Annotated in this window: 11 protein-coding genes; 4 read left to right on the top strand and 7 right to left on the bottom strand. The window is 34.2% G+C overall.

Annotated features, from left to right (window positions below; all coding sequences use genetic code 11):
• Positions 1-44: 44 nt before the first annotated feature.
• Entirely contained in the window at positions 45-1,544 is a 1,500-nt protein-coding gene (locus tag FUA22_RS05160) for a sulfatase-like hydrolase/transferase (protein WP_147766833.1), read from the top strand.
• Positions 1,545-1,693: 149 nt separating this feature from the next.
• On the opposite strand, the gene FUA22_RS05155 is transcribed toward FUA22_RS05160, so the two are convergent.
• On the bottom strand, positions 1,694-3,226 hold the full coding sequence (locus FUA22_RS05155; protein WP_147766831.1) for an alpha-L-fucosidase: 1,533 nt from the start codon (positions 3,224-3,226) through the stop codon (positions 1,694-1,696).
• Positions 3,227-3,522: 296 nt separating this feature from the next.
• Here FUA22_RS05155 and galB point away from each other — a divergent pair, with 296 nt between their 5' ends.
• Positions 3,523-6,012, top strand: a complete 2,490-nt coding sequence (gene galB, locus FUA22_RS05150) for a beta-galactosidase GalB (RefSeq protein WP_147766829.1) — start codon at positions 3,523-3,525, stop codon at positions 6,010-6,012.
• Between the two features lie 8 nt (positions 6,013-6,020).
• Positions 6,021-6,875, top strand: a complete 855-nt coding sequence (locus FUA22_RS05145; RefSeq protein WP_147766827.1) for an alpha/beta hydrolase — start codon at positions 6,021-6,023, stop codon at positions 6,873-6,875.
• A gap of 65 nt (positions 6,876-6,940) precedes the next feature.
• On the opposite strand, the gene FUA22_RS05140 is transcribed toward FUA22_RS05145, so the two are convergent.
• From FUA22_RS05140 to FUA22_RS05120, 5 genes are all read right to left on the bottom strand, one after another.
• Positions 6,941-8,458, bottom strand: coding sequence for a sulfatase family protein (locus tag FUA22_RS05140; RefSeq protein WP_147766825.1), 1,518 nt, complete (start codon positions 8,456-8,458; stop codon positions 6,941-6,943).
• A gap of 2 nt (positions 8,459-8,460) precedes the next feature.
• Positions 8,461-9,798 (bottom strand): family 43 glycosylhydrolase, encoded by a 1,338-nt coding sequence (locus FUA22_RS05135; RefSeq protein WP_147766823.1) that lies wholly within the window; start codon positions 9,796-9,798, stop codon positions 8,461-8,463.
• Positions 9,799-9,806: 8 nt separating this feature from the next.
• On the bottom strand, positions 9,807-11,111 hold the full coding sequence (locus tag FUA22_RS05130; protein ID WP_147766821.1) for a sulfatase-like hydrolase/transferase: 1,305 nt from the start codon (positions 11,109-11,111) through the stop codon (positions 9,807-9,809).
• 79 nt (positions 11,112-11,190) lie between these two features.
• Positions 11,191-13,410: a glycoside hydrolase family 3 C-terminal domain-containing protein gene (locus FUA22_RS05125; RefSeq protein WP_147766819.1), complete on the bottom strand. Its 2,220-nt coding sequence runs from the start codon at positions 13,408-13,410 to the stop codon at positions 11,191-11,193.
• A gap of 25 nt (positions 13,411-13,435) precedes the next feature.
• On the bottom strand, positions 13,436-15,097 hold the full coding sequence (locus FUA22_RS05120) for a sulfatase family protein (protein ID WP_147766817.1): 1,662 nt from the start codon (positions 15,095-15,097) through the stop codon (positions 13,436-13,438).
• A 375-nt stretch (positions 15,098-15,472) separates the two neighbouring features.
• On the opposite strand from FUA22_RS05120, the gene FUA22_RS05115 reads away from it, so the two are divergent.
• Entirely contained in the window at positions 15,473-16,582 is a 1,110-nt protein-coding gene (locus FUA22_RS05115) for a glycoside hydrolase family 88/105 protein (RefSeq protein ID WP_147766815.1), read from the top strand.
• 9 nt (positions 16,583-16,591) lie between these two features.
• Here FUA22_RS05115 and FUA22_RS05110 read toward each other — a convergent pair whose 3' ends face one another.
• Positions 16,592-17,455, bottom strand: a complete 864-nt coding sequence (locus FUA22_RS05110) for a family 16 glycosylhydrolase (RefSeq protein WP_147766813.1) — start codon at positions 17,453-17,455, stop codon at positions 16,592-16,594.
• Positions 17,456-17,531 lie beyond the last annotated feature (76 nt).

Raw genomic sequence — 17,531 nt, 5'->3', positions numbered from 1 at the left:
AATTAATTTTATCAAGTTCAAAAAAGACCTAAATAAAATTCATAATGAAAAAACTTCTATTAGTATTTCTAGTACTAACAATTTTTGCTTGTAAAACTTCAAAAAAGGAAATTCCTACTCCTCCTAATGTGGTTTTCATTTTTGCTGATGATATGACTTATTCTGCAATAAATTCTCTGGGTAATAATGAAATTCAAACACCGAATTTAGATAGACTTGTTAATCAAGGAACCACGTTTACAAATGCTTACAACATGGGTGCTTGGAATGGGGCTATTTGTGCTGCCTCTAGAGCCATGTTACTTTCTGGTAGAAGTGTTTGGGATGTTAATAAGTTTAGAAAGAATTGGAGTAATAACAAAGAGTTTGATAAAACCTGGAGTAAATTAATGGAAGGTGCAGGATATGACACTTACATGACTGGAAAATGGCATATAGATGCCAAGGCCGATAGTGTATTTCAAAACGTCACCCATATAAGACCTGGCATGCCCGGAGATGCCTGGGAACACGAAGTACAGGTTGCAAAATTCAAAGAAATCAAAGGTACTGATACAGATCCAGCTACCTTAATGCCCATTGGTTATAATAGACCTTTAAGTGAGCAAGACACAACCTGGTCACCAACAGATCCTAAATTTGGTGGTTTCTGGGAAGGTGGTAAGCACTGGAGTGAAGTTTTAAAGGATGATGCTGTAGGGTTTATTGAGAAAGCAGAAAAAAGTGATAATCCGTTCTTTATGTATTTAGCATTCAATGCTCCACATGACCCTAGGCAAGCTCCCCAAGAATATTTAGATAAATACCCTTTAGAAAATATTAGTCTACCCAAAAGCTGGTTACCCGAATACCCTTTTAAAGATGACATGGGTTGTGGACCCAACTTAAGGGATGAAGCGCTCGCTCCGTTTCCTAGAACTGAATATGCCACTAAAGTTCATATTAAAGAATACTACGCTATTATTACACATTTAGACGCTCAAATTGGTGAAGTTTTAGACCGATTGGAAGCTACTGGGAAAATGGACAACACATACATTATTTTTACCGCAGATCATGGTTTAGCGGCAGGAAAACATGGGCTTATTGGTAAACAATCTCAATTTGACCACAGTATTAGAGCTCCTTTTATGATTACTGGTCCCAATATTCCTGAAAACAAAAAAGTTACTGAAGACATTTACTTACAAGACGCCATGGCAACTAGTTTAGAACTAGCTAATATTGAAAAGCCAAAATACGTATTCTTTAACAGCATTTTAGATTTGGCTAAAGGGAAACAAACAAAAAGTAACTATGATGCCATCTATAACGGTTATGTTGATTTACAACGTATGATAAGAAAAGATGGTTTTAAACTAATCATTTACCCAAAGATTAATAAAGTGCTTTTATTCGATATGAATAATGACCCAGAAGAGATGAATAATTTAGCCGACAATCAAAATTATAAAACTAAAGTTACTGAATTATTTAAAGACCTTGTTCAACTTCAAAAAGACATGAACGACCCCTTAGATTTAACAACTATAATTGAATTATAATTAAGAGAGGCTTTTCTATTAAAAGATAAATTTAGGAGCATTAAATAAGTTATTTTTAACTCTAAAGGCTTTTCTTTTAAAAAACCCCATCGTGGTAACTACCAGATGGGGTTTTTAACTATTAAACTTAAATATTAACTAAAAAACAATTATAATTCAATTTTTAAAGTATGAGCATGATCTCCAACCTTTTCAGATGGTAATTTAACCAACAATCCTTCTGCTGTTTGCTCAAATATGATTTTTGCATCACTTCCCAATAAAGAAACACCTTTAACCTTATCCTCATTTGTAATAGAAGTGATTGTAACCTTACTCTTTTCAGGCCATGCCATCATTATAGCATATAAATTCCCATCTTTCTGAGTAAATCTCATATCCTGACCCGTAAAGTCTTTATTTTGTCCTTCAGAGTGATGTCCTTTTTTAACCTCGGTTGGCCCTTCACCAAACGTTCTCCAATATTTGGTATCATAAATAGCTTCTCCATTAACTGATAACCAGTCACCAATTTCTAATAATATTTTAGCTTGATCTTCAGGAATAGTCCCATCAGATTTCGGCCCACAATTCAATAATAAATTCCCATTCTTAGAAACTATATCTACCAAATCGTCAATTAACTGATTGGTTGTTTTAGATTTCCAATTAGTAACATGAGACCATGAGTTCTTTCCAATAGATGTATCTGTTTGCCAAGGTAACTTACGTATTCCTGGAAGTTTCCCCCTTTCTAAATCGTATACAACAGTGCCTTCGGGAAAAGCTTCATGACTAAAATTCTTATCCTGCAAAACTACTTCTTTACCCCATTCTCTTCCTTTGTTATAATAGTATGCGGCAATTTTCGGACGCATATCAGCATAATCAGGAATATCTAAATAAAAATCAAACCATAAAATATCAGGCTGATAGTTATCAATTAAATCCACCGTTCTATCCCACCACATTTGCTTGAATTCTTCAGAGACAGGCTCATTTAAATCTTTACCTTTTGGAGAATACAAATCCGCATATTCAGGATCTGTGGTGTCAAAATGATCCTTTTTATTATAGAAAGACCAATTAAAAGCATAATGAGATGATGCTCCCATAATCATACCCTTACTTCTTCCTTCTTTAAAAAGCTCACCCAAAATATCCCTTTTTGGCCCCATGGCAGCAGCATGCCAACGTGTAGTGTTAGATTTATACATAGCAAAACCATCATGATGATCGGCCACTGGAACTACATATTTAGCACCTGACTTTTTGAATAAATCAATCCATTCAGCCGCATTGAATTTTTCACCTTTAAACATGGGAATAAAGTCTTTATAACCAAATGTTTTTTGATCACCCCATTTTTCTTTATGATGTAAATAAGTTGCATTCGGACCTGTTCTTTCCAGATTTAATTGCGCTGTAAATGTGGCTGTATCCATATACATTTGTCTAGGATACCACTCGCTACCAAAGGCAGGAACCGAATACGCTCCCCAATGAATAAAAATTCCAAATTTTTGATTATTAAACCATTCCGGGTCTTTGTAGTGTTTTTTAATAGACTCCCAATTAGGCTCATATATGTTGATTGTATCTTTCTCAATAACAACAGCAACATCCTCCTTATTCTTTTTTCCGCAAGAAGATAAAATAACGAAAGAAAGTAAGATTAATACATATTGGTTTTTAATAGACATAAAAGCTTTTATTTTTGGTTAGATAACTTTTCCCTTGGTCATGGTTCTTATCAAAAGCTAAATTCTTCTTTTTTACCAAAACCCACTATTCCTTTTGTTTTAATTAATACAACAAATGTTCTAAATCCCCACAGTAAAAGAATAACACAGAATAAATAGACAAGATTTAAACCAAAAGCTAATAAGGTAACAAATGTCCTTTTCTTTAGGCCATATAGGTCAGGCAGCCCATATTTAAGATTGCAATAACTATATTTACTTAAACATAATTTCACTAAACCATAAATCGATTTCTAATGCGTTTTTTAAAACTGAATTTCATTTTACTTACTTTTTCAATTTCTATATTGTGTTTATCATGCCATACAGAAGGAGCTTCATCAAATCCAATTGCTGACAGTGATTTTAACAAGGACTGGTTGTTTCAAAAAGATAGTATCGCTAATGCGGAAACCGTAAATTTTGATGATTCTGATTGGCAAAAAGTAACTTTACCTCATGATTGGTCTATTGATGGTCCTTTTGACAATAAATACAATGCTAGAACAGGCGGATTACCTGTACATGGTATTGGATGGTATAGAAAACATTTCACAATTGAAAAAGGTTTAGAAGGTAAACAAATTTCTGTTGAATTTGACGGAGCTATGAGTAACGCTAAAGTGTATTTAAATGGAGAATATATTGGCGAAAGACCTTATGGCTATATAGGTTTTGAAATTGATTTAACTAAACATATCAATTTTGGAAGTGATAACGTAATTGCAGTTAGATTAGCTCCTGAAGACTTATCAATGCGTTGGTATGCAGGTGCGGGAATATACCGTAATGTAAGACTGAAAATCAATAACTCTATCCACATTCCGCAATGGGGAACTTATATAACTACGCCTAACATTACTAATGGAAATGCAGATGTTAATATTGAGACAAAGCTTAAAAACACTGGGGCAAACAGGTCAGAAGTTTCATTATCAACTGTTATTAAAGATGCTAACGGAAATATAGTAGGAGAAACAGATAGTAATGATTCGCTTGATGCAAATTCTGAAAAGGCTATTTCTCAAATCATCAAAATTTCGAATGTAACACTTTGGGACATCAATAAATCGTATTTATATACAGCACATAGTACGTTGAAAATAGGGAATGATATTGTTGATGAATATGAAACACCTTTTGGTGTTAGAACCATAGAATTCAATACTAAAGACGGATTCCTTTTAAACGGGAAAAAGGTAAGGTTCAATGGTGTTTGTATGCATCATGACTTAGGGCCTTTAGGTACTGGTGTTAACTACAGAGCTACTGAGCGCCAAATGCAAATAATGCAGAGTATGGGTGTAAACGCATTGCGTACCAGTCATAATCCGCCATCTCCAGAAATGTTAGAGGTGTGTGATAAATTAGGTATTGTAGTCATAGACGAAGCTTTTGACGAATGGAAAATAGGAAAAGTACCAAACGGATACCACAAATATTTTGATGATTGGCACGAAAAAGATTTACGTGACATGATAAAGCGTGATAGAAATCACCCATCTGTAATTATGTGGAGTATTGGAAATGAGATATTAGAACAAGGCAGAAAAGACGGTTGGAAATTGACAAAACACTTAAACGATATTTGTCATGATGAAGATGATACCAGACCAACAACGGTAGGATTTAACTACTACCCTGCCCCTTTTGTAAATAAATTGGCTAATCACGTTGACATTGTAGGTATGAACTACTGGCCTACAACCTATTCTAAAATTGTTGAAGAAAATCCAGAAATGATAGTTTACGGCTCTGAAACATCTTCGCAAACCAGTAGTCGTGGAGTTTATCATTTACCAATTGAATTTAAAGAAAAACACGAAACCAATCACGTATCTAGTTATGATGTTACCGTTGGTCCACCTTGGGCGTATGCTCCAGATATTGAGTTTGACGCTCTAGAACAAAGTTCAAATTCTTTAGGTGAATTTGTTTGGACTGGTTTTGATTATTTAGGAGAGCCAACACCATACGGCGGAAGAGATAACTCAACTAATGGCTATTGGAATGATGACTGGCCATCGCGGTCATCTTATTTTGCACCAGTAGACTTATGTGGATTCCCAAAAGACAGATACTACTTGTACCAAAGTCAATGGACTACAAAACCTATGGTGCATGTACTACCACATTGGAATTGGGAAGGACAAGAAGGAAAAACCATTCCAGTGTATTCATACACCAATTGCGAGGAAGTGGAACTCTTTGTAAACGGAAAATCTTTTGGTAAAAAAGTAAAAGGGAAAGATTTTACTGAAATTCCATCTGAATATCATGAATTTGAAAAAGGGATGTACAAAACCAAATACAGACTATCTTGGAATGTGCCCTACCAACCTGGTTCTATAAAAGTAGTGGCATATAAAGATGGGAAAGAGGCTGCAATTAAAGAGATTAAAACTGCTGAAAAACCTTCAAAAATTAAGTTGGAAGCAGATAGGAGTGAAATTTCTGCAGATGGCAAAGATTTATCTTTTATTACCATAAGCGTATTAGATGAAAATGGAAATATATGTCCAAAAGCTGATAATCTAATCAACTTTAAAATAGAAGGAGCTGGTACTCTTGCTGCAGTTGGAAATGGTGATCAAACATCCTTAGCTTCATTTAGAGCGCCTGAACGAAAAGCTTTTAGTGGTAAATGCTTACTTATTGTTAAATCTGATGAAAGTGCTGGGGCTATCAGTATAACAGCCTCATCTGCTGGATTAACACAAGAAACCATTTCAATTCTAACAAAATAAGGTTTTATATGAAAAAAGTAATTATTTTAATAACTCTTGTTTTCACACAAATATCTATGGCACAATCTAATGAATCTGTTCATTTATGGCCAAATGAAGTCCCAAATGAAAAAGAGCTCAAACAAGAACATGAGTTATCAGATGATGACAGAAATAAAGTAATTAGATATTCAAAAGTTACTGACCCTGATTTTTTGGTTTTTGAACCTATAAAAGCTAACAAATTGAGAGCAGCTGTTATAGTTTGTCCAGGAGGAGCATATAATGTCCTTTCAACTAATTTAGAAGGTTCTGAAGTTGCCCAATGGCTAAATAGTTTGGGTTTTACAGCATTTGTATTGAATTATAGAGTACCACAGAAACAATTAGGTGCATTAAATGATATACAGCGGGCAATTAGAATGATTAGGAAGGATGCTGAAAAATATAATATTGAGCCAGATAAAATTGGCGTTTTAGGCTTTTCTGCTGGTGGAAGTTTAGTTGCCAGAGCATCTACACAGTTCACCTTTGAATCCTACAGCAAGATTGATGAAGTAGACAATTTATCTTGTAGACCAGATTTCTCAATGCTTGTTTACCCTGCATATTTAGATCACGGTGAAAACAATTCGTTGACTCCTGAGATTAAAGTTACAAAAGATACACCTCCATTCTTTATTTTCGGTTCTGCTACCGATGTCAAGTATCGTCATAGCTGTACTGTTATGGCAGCAGCCCTATACGAAAATAATGTCCCTGTTGATGTTCATATAATTCAAGAAGGAGGTCACGGATTTGGACTACGACCTGGGAATTTAGCAGCTAAAATGTGGCCTCAACTAGCTGAAAAATGGTTGGAAAGGGTTTTGGACAAAATCTAAATAGATTCCTGTTTGGAATCGAAATTACTTAAAGTAACAGATATATTTTAAAGCAGGAAACTCAATTAAGAGTTTCCTGTTTTTATTTTGCTATTTCTAGTTCTGTTGTATTTCGCAAAAAGTTCTTTAACCTTATCTTGATACTTAGGGTTATCCACAAGATTTTCGTTTTCGTTTTCAGAAATATTGTCATTCAAATTGAAGAGTGCAAAAGGTGTTCTGGCTGCATCTGTTTTATCCTTTTTATCAACCTGAATTATTAACTTCCATCCATCCTCAGTAATCATAGCCTGTTTAGTTGTTCCACTTTGTGTCATTAAAAAATCATGAGCTTTTACTCCTTTTTCACCTTTCATTATTGGAAATAGGTTAGAAGAATCCATTGCTTGCCCTTCTTCTATCTTTTGATTTGTTATAGATGCCAATGTAGCCATAACATCAATACCTATAACAGGTGCATCTGAAACTTGCTTACCTTTAATTTCTTTAGGCCACCAAGCAATAAAAGGCACTCTGGTTCCACCTTCATAAGCTTGATTCTTACCTCCTCTGTAAATATTACTTGGCTTATGACCAGACTGTAAGGTTTCCTTAACCAAAAGTCCACCATTATCTGAAGTAAATATAATCAAGGTATTATCATAAACACCTTGTTCCTTCAAGGTTTGAACTATCATTTCCATTTGAATATCTAATTCCTTTACCATATCTAAATGATTTGACGGAGTTGTTCCTGCCACCTTAATTCCATTCATTGATTTAGAAGGTGTGTGTGGTTTATGAACCGCCTGAGAACAGTAATACATAAAGAAAGGCTCTTCTGTTTTTGCATTTCTCTGAATAAACTTAACTGCTTTATCCACCAATAATTTACTAGAGTTATGCGGGTCCCAATTACTATCTCCTAAACCTTCTTTTTTATCTAGTTTAAATCCAAGATTTTTTCCGTACTCTTTTGTAATAAGGATAATTTCAGAATCTTCTTTTATTGGTTCCATTATACCATTTTCATAAACAGCATAAGGTTCTGCTTGAATTCCTGCCGGATACATAAAACTGTAATCAAAACCGTTTTGAACCGGCCCCTTATCTAAGACCTTAGTAATATCTACATCAGTCTCATGCTCTTTTCTTGGGCTTCTGTAAACTACCTCAGGATTGTCTTTTCTTCCAAAGTCCATTCCAAATCCCCACTTTCCGAAGAACGAGGTTTTATAACCTGCTTGCTTCATTAGTTTCCCTAAAGTAAGGTCTTTCTCTTCTATGGGAGAAGGTTGATAACAGCCCCAAACCCCCCAAGGCGCATAACTACGATAACAATGATTTCCAGTCATAATAGCGTATCTAGTTGGAGCACACAAAGCCGCCGGTGAATGGGCATCTGTAAAAACAATACCTTCTTTTGATAATTTATCAAGTGTCGGTGTTTCAACTATTATTTTATTGGAATGCATTTTTCGGTAATATGAAATATCTCCAGTTCCAATATCATCGGCTAACACAACAATTACATTAGGTTGTTTTTGTGCAAACAATGAACAACAAATGCTAAAACATAAAACTACTAGTACTTTAATTCTCATAATTACTTAACAATTTTTAACCAATTTAAATTCACTGCTTTTGTTGATCCCCAATCTGAATGGAATACCACAACAATATTTTGTTTCCCAGTTACTTTTTCAAGCAAAGGTGTTTCAATAGTTTCCCAACTACTCCACCCTCCAGTACTTTTTATAGGAAACTTTGCTATCAGCTTTCCTTTAGAATTTCCAATTCTAACTTCAAAATGACCAATACGTTGCCCACAAGCCACTCTTGCCTGCATTTTAGTAGCAGAACCATCGGCAAAATCAACACTATTGAATTGAACAGTACTCATCATTTTGGTATCACACACCATCCAACCCAAGGGCTCATCACCGCTCACAAAACTAGTATTAGCCCCTTTAATGCCATTGTGTCTATCTACCTGAATTTCTTCACCAAATGTAGGCGAATTAATACCACGCATTGTTGGTTTTACCTTTTTAATGGTACCATCTTTTTTAAATTCCATATAATCGGCGCACATAGAACGCAATTTGTTATATCCGCTTATTTGCCAAAAGTGATAGAATAAAATCCATCTACCATTGTAATTCACCACCGAATGATGATTAGTTCCATTATTAATATTATCCATTATCTTACCTTGATATTGAAAAGGTCCTAAAGGATTATCACTTGTTGCATACCCAATAGAATATCCTTCATCAGCGAACACGTGAGCAAAGGTAAAATAGTATTTTCCATCTTTTTTAAAGCAAAACGAGCCTTCTTTATAACCGGCCGGTAATCCTTCAACTTTTATAGGTTCTGCAGCTATTTCTTTCATATTGTCTTTTAACGGAGCAACAAATAATTCCTTTCCGCCACCAAAATATAAGTACGCTTTTCCATTATCATCTAACAATAACCCAGGATCAATACCGCTAACACCTTTGATATATGATTTCTCCCATTTAAAAGGCCCTGTTGGACTTTTAGATGTACCAACACCAATACGTCTGAAAGATGATCCATCCAATGGTTTTGCAGGATAATAATAGTAATAGGTATCTCCCCTTTTAATACAATCTGGCGCCCACATACCATAAGAATTTTTCTCACCCCAAGGCACTTCATTTTGGTCCAAAACAACCCCGTAATCTTTCCAAGTATTACCTCCTTCTAAAGAAAATAAATGGTAATCTGGCATACAGAAACGTGGTGCTTTGGTACCTTCAGGTGGCACAATATCATGTGAAGGATACACATACAATTTCCCATCAAAAACGCGCGCTGTTGGGTCTGCAGTGTAAATGTGCGTTACTAAAGGATTTTGTGCTGTTGTAATATTAACAATGACACAAATTGTTAGAAGCAATAAAAGTTTTTTCATTATTTGTTTTAGTTAAAATATTCTGGAAATGCTAGCTTAATATCCAGTTCATCTCCAGTTTCTTTTTGCCACTGCACAAACTCATTTAAAAGTTTTTTTACAATGGTTTTAGAATTGGAATCAGCTATTAAGTTATCGGTTTCCCACTTATCATTTTTTAGATTATATAATTCTACGGCTTTTGCTTTTGGATACATAATCAGTTTATAATCTCCTTGAATAATACTTCTTTGATCATCAAACATGGCCAAATAAATAGAATTGTAAACATCTTCTTTTGAAGCTTTTTTAATTGTTGATTTTAACGATTTAAAATCAATGTATTCAGGAATATCCGCTCCAACAAAATCTAAAATTGTTGGATAAATATCTTGTAAGTACAAACGCTGCTCAAGTTTTTTGTCTTTAGGAATTCCAGGTCCCATAATAATCAATGGTGCTTTAGCACTAACATCATATAGACAAACCTTTCCTGCCACCCCATTTTCACCAAAACTAATTCCATGATCAGACATAAAAATGATAATGGAGTTTTCATAAAGCCCTTGCTTTTTTAGAGCTTCTAAAATTTCTCCAATTCTATCATCCATATGTGTTACCATAGCATTATTCTGCTGATAACGCCCCTGCATAGTCTTAGGGTTTAACGGAGCAGATGTATAGTTATATTTAATATGTGGATGCAACGGTCCTTTCTTTACACTTGGCGGTAATTTGATTTTATCTTTTGGATACATATCATAATACCGTTGTTCTGTTTGACGAGGTACGTGAGGAGCATTAAACGCTACATATAAAAAGAATGGATTATCTTTTTTTGATGCATCATTTATAAAAGACACTGCTTCGTTCCCAACAATATCTGTATAGTGCCCAACAGGTGAATTGTAGGTTTTTAATTGGCCTGGTAGAATAGAACCATAGTGGTTAAAAGTTTCTTTAACCGATTTACCCCAAGCATGCCATTTCCCAGTAAAATAGGTTTCATAACCATTATCTTTTAATCTTTCAGTTAGTGATGGTCCTGGTATCCTACTTTTATTAATTTTTGAGGCTTCCCATAAATGCACACCATTAAACAACATGGTTCTACTTGGTATACAAACTGCTGGAGACCAGCACCCCATATTATAGGCATTCGTGAAATACACGCCAGATTCTGCTAAGGAATCAATATTAGGAGTTTTAACATTATCAAAACCATATGCTCCGACTGCTAAATTACTTTGGTCGTCAGATTCAATTAAAATAATGTTAGGTTGTGCAAAAGTTGATATACTAAAAAAGAATACTAAAACAATAATTGCTCTCATGATTTGTGTTTTTCACAAAGTTAGAGTTAGTATTTACCAATAAACTCTACATATGTTTTAGATTACATTACAAATGCATTTATGACTGACTTAAATCTACTTTAATACTTGCGGTTTTTGAAGCGCCCAATTCCAAACTTCTTTGAGAAGGCAAAGAGCCACCAACATAAACAGTATATTCTCCACTTCTAAGCACTTCTTTTCCGTTTTCATCAAACTGATTAAAGGTAGCCTTATTTAACTTGAATGTAAGCTTTTCACTTTTACCTGAATCTAAAGAAATTCTTTTAAATGATTTTAAATCGAAAATTGGATCTTCAGAACCCGATAATGGTGAACTAATGTATAATTGTACAACCTCATCAGAATTTAAGTCTCCTGTATTCATAACTTCAACAGTTACATTATAATCATTATTAATACTTAGGTTTTTGTATTCAAATGATGTATAAGATAGTCCGAAACCGAATGGATATAATGGTTCTTCAGTCATATACTTATAGGTTCTCCCTTTCATATTGTAATCCTCATAAGGTGGTAATTGATCTACCGATTTAGGAAAAGTAATTGGTAATTTACCTGATGGTGGCACATCTCCAAAAATAACATCAGCAACCGCATTTCCTCCCTCTTCACCAGGATACCAAACAAATAGAATGGCATCAACAATATCATGTAATTCTGGAATGGCAATTGGACTACCGCCGGTTAAAACTAATATCAAAGGTTTATCGGTTTGACGCTTGATTTTTTTGATGTAATCAATCTGATTTTGAGGTAATTTAATCTGTGTTCTATCTCCTTTTTCGCTAGAAGCAATCGCTTCTCCTTCTTCGCCTTCTAATAATGCTGAAATACCCATAACGGCAATACAAGCATCAGATTTTCCAGCTTCTCCAGTAGACCAATCAATTGGATTTACATTTTTTCTAAAAGGCAAAACACCAGACTTGTAATTAATACTTGTTCCAGGGCTTACCTTACCAACTATACCATCTAAAATCGTTTGTGTATTACTTGTTAATCCGTAGTAATTCCCCAATAGAACCTCTTCATTTGAAGCATTAGGCCCAACAACATACAAGGTCTTAATATTTTTATCTAATGGAAGTACGTTATCATTCTTCAATAATACAATTGATTTTTGAGCAGCTTCTCTGGCAACTTCTCTATTAGCTTCTGAATCAACCACAGCGGCATCTAAACTATCATAAGGTCCAGTTCCAACAGGATCAAAAAGTCCCAGTTTAAAACGAGTTAGAAGATTTTCTTTTAAACGCTTATTTATTAATTCTTCAGTAATTAAACCTTGATTCAGTGCACTTTTTAACACTTGAAAAACATTTCCACAGTTAATATTGGTTCCTGCTTTTAGTGCTAATGCAGCAGATTCTTCTGGTGTATTTGTTACTTTATGAAAACGATGAAAATCTGAAATTGCACCACAGTCTGATACAATATATCCATCAAATCCCCAGTCATCTCTTAAAATATCTTGTAATAGATATGGACTACCACAACAAGGTTCTCCTTGGGTTCTATTATAAGCTCCCATAACACCTTCAACATTAGCCTCTTGCACTAATGCTTTAAAAGCTGGTAAATAAGTCTCATATAAATCCTTTTGAGAAACAACTGCATCAAACTCATGCCTTAATTCTTCAGGTCCACTATGTACTGCATAATGTTTGGCACAAGCTGCCGCCTTAATATAATTAGGGTCATCTCCTTGAAGCCCCTTTACAAAAGACACTCCAATTCTACTGGTTAAGTATGGGTCTTCACCATAGGTTTCTTGTCCACGTCCCCAACGAGCATCTCTAAAGATATTGACATTTGGTGACCAAAATGTTAAACCAGCATATCTACTGCGGTTACCAATTTTTATAGCTTCGTTATATTTAGCTCTAGCCTCATCAGAAATTACTGTACCAACGCGTTGAATTAATTCTTCATCAAAAGTTGCACCTAATCCTATAGCCTGAGGAAAAACAGTTGCCCTACCATTTCTTGCTACACCATGTAAGGCTTCATTCCACCAGTTATATTCTGGAATACCCAACCTTTCAATTGGAGGGCATACGTCTAACATTTGAGAGCACTTTTCCTCTAAAGTCATTTCTTTAACTAGAGCATCCACCCTTTCATCTATAGAAAATGATTTGTTTTCCCAAGGAAACTTTGGTTCTGGAATTTCTACCGTGTCTTTTTCTTGATTTTCAGATTCTTTACATCCAAAAAAAGAAATTAGAAAAAAGGATATAAATATTAAAGTGAAGGGGCTATTAGCCTTTTTCATGGCACTATTTTAAATATGTAGTTTATTAATTATCCCAATGTTCGTCAATAACTTTTTGAATGTGAGGGAATTTATCGCCATCATCTTCATTTAACTCTTTACGTTTGTCGGCTAGTTGAGTTTTTAAATCAGCGATTATGTCTTTATAAGCAGGATCTTCATAAAGGTTATTCATTTCTTCAGGATCATTTTCTAAATCGTATAATTCCCAAGCTGGTGGTGTATGAAATGTAAATCTGTTACCCCAACTCTTTTTGTTCCATTCAGCTCCAGGTTTATCAGTATCAACCCAGTATTTACCATAGAAAAATATTAACTTATACTTTTTAGTTCTAATACCAAAATGTGCAGGATTAGCATGTGCATGCGCCATGTGCATCCAATATCTATAATATGAAGATTGCTGCCAATTATTAGGTTCTTCACCTGTTTCTAAAATTGGTTTAAAACTGTTTCCTTGCATGTAATCTGGTGTTTTTCCACCAGCCATTTCAATTAAAGTAGGAGCAAAATCACTATTATTAATAATAGCATTAGTTCTAGAACCTGCTTTGATTGATTTTGGATATCTAACAAAAAATGGCATTCTTAAAGACTCTTCATACATCCAACGTTTATCTATATAATCATGTTCACCAAGCATGAACCCTTGGTCTCCTGTGTAGACAATAATGGTGTTATCATAAAGTCCTTCGTCTTTCAAAAATTGCACTAAACGTGCCATATTATCATCCACACCTTTTACACAACGTAAATACCTTTTCAAGTATTCTTGGTAGGTTTCATGCGTAAATTCTCTATCACTCATACCTTCCTTAATACGTTTGGAAGGATCAAAATCGGGGTTCGAAATTTTTGTGTATTGCCCACTCCATAAACGCATATGCATTCCTCTAATAGTGTTTCTTTTTGAAACTGAGGATCCTATATCATGAATTAACTCATCATTCTCCCCTCTTGTTGCAATAGAACCATTGTTTCCATTATCATATAAACTTGCCGGTTCTGGTATATGGGTTTCCTCTAAATAGTCTTTATATCGAGGTGCAAATTCAAAATCATCATGTGGTGCCTTAAAATGATGCATTAAAAAAAATGGCTTGTTCTTATCTCGCTTGTTTTTCAACCAGTCTAACGAAATGTCTGTTATCATATCGCTAGAATGTCCTTTTGTTTGAATTTTATTTTTTGGCCAAGGTTGGTCTCCTTGAACAATAAACGATGGATCATGATATTTTCCTTGTCCAGGTAAAACAGTGTAGTGATCAAATGAGGCTGGTTCCCTTTCTAAATGCCACTTTCCTATTATAGCTGTTTCATAACCCAACTTTTTCATTTCTTGTGGCAAGTATTGCCTTTCAGGTTCAATATGACCTTCTAAATCTAATACGCCATTAGCTTGACTATACTGTCCCGTTATAACTGTAGCCCTACTTGGAGTACAAATAGAATTTGTAACAAAGCAATTGTCAAAAATCATTCCTTCATTAGCTATTTTATCTAAAGTTGGCGTAGGATTTAAACTAGCGAGTCTGCTTCCATATATACCAAATGCCTGAGATGTATGATCATCTGACATTATAAAAATAACATTTGGTTTTGTTACTTCAGTTTCACCTTTTTCCTTTTTATCACATGAAAAAACTAGAAGTAATAATAAAAATATAGTTAGTGATTTTTTAATCATGATTTTGGTTAATTTTAGAAGTATAAAAATCGAATTCTTTTACGATTTCTACTATCACATATGTTTTTATTAATGCAATTAATCATTCAAAATACGGTATAGGCTAACCAAAGTAGATTCTAGAAATATTTGTGTTATTAAAAAACATGCCTTCCAAATAATTTTTAAAATACTATATACCAGGTGCTTATATTCATTTAAACAAATATTTCAGAACATTTAATATACAAATACGAACAATCAAGGTATTGTATGTTTAGAAAAATAGGTTTCTTTGAATTGCAAATCATAATTGTATTATTTTTATAAAATACAATCGATTGTAATTTGTTAGAATAAAAATTTATAACCGTATTTCTAAACTCAATAATAACCATGAGAATTTTAAAGTTATTTTCAATCTTATTCATCATTTTTTTCAATTCAATCTTAGCGGAAGCTCAAACAATAAAACCTTCTGCGGTTAAAAAAGAAATGATACGTGTTGCCGATTGGCAAATTGAACATTTTAGAGAGGCTTACACCAAAAAGAAGCCGCATCATATTGCAGATTGGACAAATGGTGCTTTATATGTAGGTATGGTTAAACATGCTGAAACTGCTAAAAAGAATAAATACTGGAAATGGTTGAGAAGCATTGGAAACGAACAAAATTGGAAACTTCATAGACGACCTTATCATGCTGACGATCATGTCATTGGCCAAATGTTTATTGAATTGTACAGAAAGTATGGTGACCCAAAAATGATTAAAGAAACTCAAAAAAGTTTTGACTTCATCATTGAGAATCCCAGCAAAGAACCCATTACTCTAGATGATTATAAACACTTAGAACGTTGGACTTGGTGTGATGCCCTATTTATGGCCCCTCCTGTTTGTGCTAAACTTTCAAACATTACTGGTGACACAAAATATTCAGATTGGATGATGGGTGAATTTGAGGCCACAAAACAACATTTATATGATTTTGATGAAAATCTGTTTTACAGAGACAATAGTTACATAGGTAAATTGGCACATGGCAATAAAATATTTTGGTCTAGAGGAAATGGTTGGGTTTTTGGTGGTCTAACATTATTGATGGATGAATATGCAGAAGGCTCAAAAGAATATGAGTACTTCAAAGATATCTATCTAAAAATGGCAAAAAAACTTATTGAAATTCAAACTCCAGAAGGACATTGGGCTATGAGCTTATTAAGTCAGGATATATATCCAACACCAGAAACAAGCGGAACGTCATTCTTTACATTTGGTTTAGCTTGGGGAATCAACAACGGATTATTGGATAAAGCAACTTATCTGCCACATATTGAGAAAGCTTGGAAAAGTTTATGTGGTCATATTACAAAAGATGGCATGCTTGGGTATGTACAACCTATAGGAGCTGCCCCAGGAAAAGCATGGGCGGATAAAACTGAAGTTTATGGTACCGGTGCATTTTTAGCAGCTGGTGCGGAGATTTATAAGATGCTGAAAAAGTAAGTTAATAACTTACTTTTTTGGTTCCCATACTCTAAAATATTTTACGTGATATTCACCGTCTAATCGGTTATCATCAGGTAATGCACCAAACCATTTGTTAGACTCACAGTTAAAATTTACTTCTAACGGTTGATGCCAGTGTGTGTTTTTAGCTTCCCTAAACAAAATACCGTCAATAAAAAAACGAATATATTCTGGAGTCCATTCTAATCCCCAAACATGATAATCAGCTTGTAGTTCTAAAGGAAAATAATATTTTTTGGTTCTGGAGAAGTGCTTTTTTATATCCCCTTTATCTTTAGGTGCCCTAAAAACATGGATATTAGAATTTAAATCATGTCGGTTGTAATATAAACCGGGGGCATTTTCACAAATATCAATTTCTGTCCACCAATCTCTACCTACATTGGTCATCCAAAAACCAGATACCCAAGGTGCATCCATTAGCTTACCTTCAGCTTCAAAATAACCGTATAAAAATTTATTCTTACTTTTTATAAAACCCGTAGAATGCGTATAACCTTCTGGTAGTTTCTCATTACCATGTTGATTTACTCTAAACACCAATTCTCCATCCTCTAAACTTACATTGGAACCATGGAAAAAGGTAGGCTGCCTTCCTTTCCACCCTGGATTGTTAGGATACCATATTTCGGTATTTATTTTTTTCGCATTAAATTCATCAGAGAATTTCTTAAGAAATTTCCATCCCTTAGAATTACTTTGGTCCGAAAGCGGAAACTTGTTGTTTTGTCGTTTTACGGCATTTTCAATTTTAACCGAATCCACATAATTCTTTGGTGGTATGGTTAAGTTTTGAGCTATGGAAATCTGAAAAAATGCGAACAATAAAAAAGTAAAAAAGTGTCTCATAATAAATAATTTAAAACAAAATTAGATACTATAAAACACCTCATATAACACGAATGGTTTAAACCTTTGTACTAAT

This window comes from Seonamhaeicola maritimus (genome assembly GCF_008056315.1).
GTDB classification, from domain to species: domain Bacteria; phylum Bacteroidota; class Bacteroidia; order Flavobacteriales; family Flavobacteriaceae; genus Seonamhaeicola; species Seonamhaeicola maritimus.
Note: the sequence above shows the minus strand (reverse complement) of the source record. Positions and strands in the feature narration are given on the sequence as shown.

Excerpts from the sequence above, each read along its gene's own strand:
- FUA22_RS05130 (WP_147766821.1), bottom strand. The coding sequence starts at position 11,111 with ATGAGAGCAATTATTGTTTTAGTATTCTTTTTTAGTATATCAACTTTT.
- FUA22_RS05140 (WP_147766825.1), bottom strand. The coding sequence starts at position 8,458 with ATGAGAATTAAAGTACTAGTAGTTTTATGTTTTAGCATTTGTTGTTCA.
- FUA22_RS05120 (WP_147766817.1), bottom strand. The coding sequence starts at position 15,097 with ATGATTAAAAAATCACTAACTATATTTTTATTATTACTTCTAGTTTTT.
- FUA22_RS05135 (WP_147766823.1), bottom strand. The coding sequence starts at position 9,798 with ATGAAAAAACTTTTATTGCTTCTAACAATTTGTGTCATTGTTAATATT.
- FUA22_RS05155 (WP_147766831.1), bottom strand. The coding sequence starts at position 3,226 with ATGTCTATTAAAAACCAATATGTATTAATCTTACTTTCTTTCGTTATT.
- FUA22_RS05115 (WP_147766815.1), top strand. The coding sequence starts at position 15,473 with ATGAGAATTTTAAAGTTATTTTCAATCTTATTCATCATTTTTTTCAAT.
- galB (WP_147766829.1), top strand. The coding sequence starts at position 3,523 with ATGCGTTTTTTAAAACTGAATTTCATTTTACTTACTTTTTCAATTTCT.
- FUA22_RS05160 (WP_147766833.1), top strand. The coding sequence starts at position 45 with ATGAAAAAACTTCTATTAGTATTTCTAGTACTAACAATTTTTGCTTGT.
- FUA22_RS05110 (WP_147766813.1), bottom strand. The coding sequence starts at position 17,455 with ATGAGACACTTTTTTACTTTTTTATTGTTCGCATTTTTTCAGATTTCC.
- FUA22_RS05125 (WP_147766819.1), bottom strand. The coding sequence starts at position 13,410 with ATGAAAAAGGCTAATAGCCCCTTCACTTTAATATTTATATCCTTTTTT.
- FUA22_RS05145 (WP_147766827.1), top strand. The coding sequence starts at position 6,021 with ATGAAAAAAGTAATTATTTTAATAACTCTTGTTTTCACACAAATATCT.